Origin of the sequence: Anaeromusa sp. (genome assembly GCF_028691475.1) — a bacterium.
Taxonomy (GTDB): domain Bacteria; phylum Bacillota; class Negativicutes; order Anaeromusales; family Anaeromusaceae; genus Anaeromusa.
Map to the genome: position 1 here is coordinate 1 of NZ_JAQUZF010000173.1, position 3,817 is coordinate 3,817.

Here is a 3,817-nt window from a genome sequence, read left to right on the forward strand (position 1 = left end):
AGATACGCCATCAGGAACACCGAGCCAGGCAAAACCGGCGCCCCGTAGGAAACAATCCTGGCTCCGGCTAGGCGAATACCGGCAGGCGTCACATCATCCGGGTCCACAGACATGCCTCCTGTAGTCAAAATCAACTGACAGCCTTCCGCCAACAGGCTTTGTACCGCTTGGGCAATTTCCTCCGCCGAGTCTGGCACCAGCACCTGCTGCGCCACGGCGCACCCAAAGGCTTCCACTTTTTCTTTCACAACCGGCCCAAAGCGATCGACAATTCTGCCGTAATAGACTTCGTTGCCTGTTGTAATAATACCCACTTTACAAGGCCGAAAAGGCTGTACGGAAATAACGTCCGCCTCCGCGCCGATGGCCTCCGCCGTCTGCGCTTTTTCTTCTGCAAGAACCAGGGGGATCACGCGAATCCCGGCCACTACATCGCCTTTCCTCACCGTCCGTTCCTGGCTGCGGGTAGCCACTGCCACTTCACCCAGCAAATTCAACCGCAGCAGACGCTCCTCATCAACAAGCAGCAGTCCGTCCTGCTCGGCAAGGAGATTTACCTTGCCTTCTTCCGGTTGTGTCACTGCAAGACCGTCGCCGCACACAGCCTCCGCCACGCGCAAAGCGGCGTCATTTTCATGCACAAAACCATCTTGCAGTTCCCATACATATAAATGATCTTTGCCTAACGCTAAAAGCTCCGGGATGTCCTTTTCCGTCACAATATGTCCCTTATGAAACGCCGGTCCTTTGAACTCTCCCGGCACAATCTTTGTTATGTCATGACACAGAACAGTCCCAATCGCATCCTGCGTCTTAATGGTTTTCATTGTCGTGCAACCCCTTATGATACAACCTCAATCAAGTCTCCCGGAACAATCCAGCCCGGCGCCAACACTTTAGCAAAAATACCTTCCCTAGGCATGACGCAGTCTCCCGTCTTTTCGCGAATGGCGCAGCCTAAATGGCACTCCTTGCCGATTTGCGTCACTTCCAGCAACACCTCGCCAATTTGGAGGCGAGTCCCCACAGGCAGAGTAAACAGCTCGATGCCTTCTGTTGTTAGATTCTCGGCGAAAACACCTGGTTCCAAATCGGTTACGCCCAGTTGCCGTATCTTTTCAAAGCTCTCATAGCCCAAGAGGCTCACTTGACGATGCCAGTCTCCGGCATGGGCATCGCCCTGCAGACCGCTGTCCACCGCAAAATACCCTTTGGCAATAGGAACCTTGATTTCTCCTTTTTCCTCGCTGCGATTCACCGCCAACACGGCAGCTGGTTTTTTCGCCATAGGCTGCCCGCATTCTTGGGCATCGCCGCGCAAAATTCCCAGCCCATGAGACAAAGCCGGGGTAATGGCTTCCAATGACTCTTTCACGCCTTTCACGCTGCCAGGCAGATTGATAATCAACGTCTTGCCCCGAATACCAGCTACCGCCCGTGAAAGCATCGCTTTCGGCGTTTTCTGCATGCCGTAGAACCTCATGGCCTCCGGGATGCCTGGAGTAAGCTTTTCCACAACTGACAGCGTCGCTTCCGGCGTAACATCCCGCTCGGAAAAACCAGTCCCGCCGGAAGTAACCAGCAAAGGCGGCGCTAGTTCATCACAAATATAGCAAAGTTCCCTAATAATCTGCTCTTTTTCATCGGGGATCATTTTATAGTACACCACAGGATACTGCTTGCCTAATACTTCACGGACAGCCGGGCCGCTCAGATCTTCTCGCTCGCCGCGCGCACCCTTGTCACTCAAAACCAGAACCGCCATTTCATAGGATTTCATCCTCAGCGCCTCCTTATAATACGTTCATTTTCTTCAATACCGCCAGGCTGATCTCTCTGGCCTTACCGCCTATAGCCCCGTCCGCCCCCTCAATATTGGTTGCGAACACATAGGTTCCTCCCGGTTTCTTTACTATACCTACAAACCACCCCAAGGTCCAGCGTCCGTCTTGCAGTCGTGAGCCGGTTTTCCCCATAAGTACAACGCCGTTTTTCTCTGCCACGGTGATATTCTTATAGACAATGGCCCGCGTTTCTTGGGAAAACGGCAGCTCGCCCCGCTCTAAGCGCGTCAAAAAACGCACTTGCTCTTGGGCTGATATCTGCAAAGAAGAGCCTAGCCAAAATTGAGTCAGCCCGCCTGAAATGTCGGCGTTACCATAGTCTATGCCTTGTAAATATCTTTGCATTCTTGCAGCGCCGATATCCCTCGCCAATTCCCGAAAATACCAGACAACCGATTCTTTCGTAGCCGATGCCAGCGTATGATCGTGATTCCAATAGGGAAAATCATAACGGTTTCCATCCCATTTTTTCAAGGTAAATACGTCTTCCTTATCTACGGCTCCCGTTTCCAGACCAATCAAGGAATTAGGTATTTTGAAGGTTGAACAAGGAGACAACCGTTTGCGGCTCTGTTCCTCATTATAAACAGTATACTGCTCCGCCTCCAGATTATATAACACAAAGGTCCCCGAAAAGCCTTGAAAGCAGTCTGCCAAATCTTCGCGCGCCTCAACAGGAGCGGCCAACGCCTGACCCAAAATCATCCCCTGCCAAAGCGCCAGCCATACCAATACTTTACACCAATATTTCAGGCATACTCCCCCTTTCGTATGCATTTATTGTACAAGCAGCGCTTGCAGCAAACCATAACAGCTGCCTATTGGTTTCCTAAAGCATTCCTGACATGTTTCTTACGCTAAAATCTTTTGATACCCTACAATATCTAAGTATTGTCCGAACTTAAGGCCTACTTCTTTATAATGAGCGCAACGGAAATAGCCATTGCGTTCTACCAAATGGATGCTTTTTTCATTTTCGCCGCAAATTGTAGCTACCAGCACATGAATGCCTTGCTTCCGGGCATATTCTTCCAAATGCTGCAGTCCCAAGCTTCCCAGGCCGACGCCAATGCAGCCTGGCTTCAAATACACGGTCACTTCCGCCGTCGTATCATAGGCTTCTCTTTTTTTATGCTGCGTCAAGAGCACATAGCCGCAAAGTTCTTCCTCTCGAAAAATGACAAAGGTTTTATATTTTTCATTTTCAAAAAACACAATTTCCCGCATGTCCTCCCGCGTTAACGGCCGCGAGTGAAAGGTCGCCGTCGTATGGAGCACATAATGCAGATAAATATCCCGCACCGCGTCCAAGTATTCTTCCTGCATTTCCCGAAAAACAACGTCCGCCATTTCCATTACCTCTTCTTCGCCTCATTTTCATACTATCTTTCTGGACATCTTGCCGGATTCCTGCTCTCAAACATTTCCAGCAGGAACTAACCGCATCTGGCGCGAAATGCTATACACTATTATGCACAAACAGGAGGAAGCATTATGCCGCAATTGATATTTAAAGGCCTGCCCGGCAAAGACGTCCAAGCCTTCAGTACCGCCCTAATCGATGAACTAGCGCAAATCATCGATTGCCCCCGAGATTACTTTACTTAGGAAGTTCCGGCTTCAACCTATTATTTTGACGGCCAGCGAACAGCTGCAACGCCTTTAGTGCAATTTAATTGGTTTGAACGCGGTCAGGACGTGCAAGACCGTACCGCCGAGGCGATTACCCGCCACATACGCTTGGCTGGACACGCTCAAGTTGATGTATTCTTTATCCCCTTGCAGGAGCTTCGGTACTATGAAAACGGCGTTCATTTCTAGAACCGAAGACCGGAACGGTAACAGGAGTAAAGGGAGTAGATGGAGGGGACGAAAGAGGGCTACGACGTCTAACGTTTTATTTATCAACAAAGGACCGTGCTCAAAAAGCACGGCCCTTTATTTTAGAGCAAACCCTCCCTTTACTCCCTCTA

4 protein-coding genes and 1 pseudogene are annotated in these 3,817 nt (G+C 50.3%); 1 reads left to right on the forward strand and 4 read right to left on the reverse strand.

Going from position 1 to position 3,817, the window contains the following annotated elements; all coding sequences use genetic code 11:
- The 4 genes from PHF27_RS13705 to PHF27_RS13720 form a co-directional block, all read right to left on the reverse strand.
- On the reverse strand, positions 1-827 hold an 827-nt coding region (locus PHF27_RS13705; protein WP_300071244.1), incomplete at its 3' end, for a molybdopterin-binding protein.
- Between the two features lie 14 nt (positions 828-841).
- Positions 842-1,780: a molybdenum cofactor synthesis domain-containing protein gene (locus PHF27_RS13710; protein ID WP_300071245.1), complete on the reverse strand. Its 939-nt coding sequence runs from the start codon at positions 1,778-1,780 to the stop codon at positions 842-844.
- A gap of 13 nt (positions 1,781-1,793) precedes the next feature.
- Positions 1,794-2,621, reverse strand: a complete 828-nt coding sequence (locus PHF27_RS13715) for a penicillin-binding transpeptidase domain-containing protein (RefSeq protein WP_300071248.1) — start codon at positions 2,619-2,621, stop codon at positions 1,794-1,796.
- Between the two features lie 75 nt (positions 2,622-2,696).
- Positions 2,697-3,194, reverse strand: a complete 498-nt coding sequence (locus tag PHF27_RS13720; protein ID WP_300071251.1) for a GNAT family N-acetyltransferase — start codon at positions 3,192-3,194, stop codon at positions 2,697-2,699.
- A 144-nt stretch (positions 3,195-3,338) separates the two neighbouring features.
- Between PHF27_RS13720 and PHF27_RS13725 the strand changes: the two are divergent.
- Positions 3,339-3,665, forward strand: a pseudogene (locus PHF27_RS13725) (DUF1904 family protein).
- Positions 3,666-3,817 lie beyond the last annotated feature (152 nt).

What these genes read in the sequence shown, in the direction of transcription:
- PHF27_RS13720 (WP_300071251.1), bottom strand. Translation starts at nt 3,194, where the DNA reads ATGGCGGACGTTGTTTTTCGGGAAATGCAGGAAGAATACTTGGACGCG.
- PHF27_RS13710 (WP_300071245.1), bottom strand. Translation starts at nt 1,780, where the DNA reads ATGAAATCCTATGAAATGGCGGTTCTGGTTTTGAGTGACAAGGGTGCG.
- PHF27_RS13715 (WP_300071248.1), bottom strand. Translation starts at nt 2,621, where the DNA reads ATGCATACGAAAGGGGGAGTATGCCTGAAATATTGGTGTAAAGTATTG.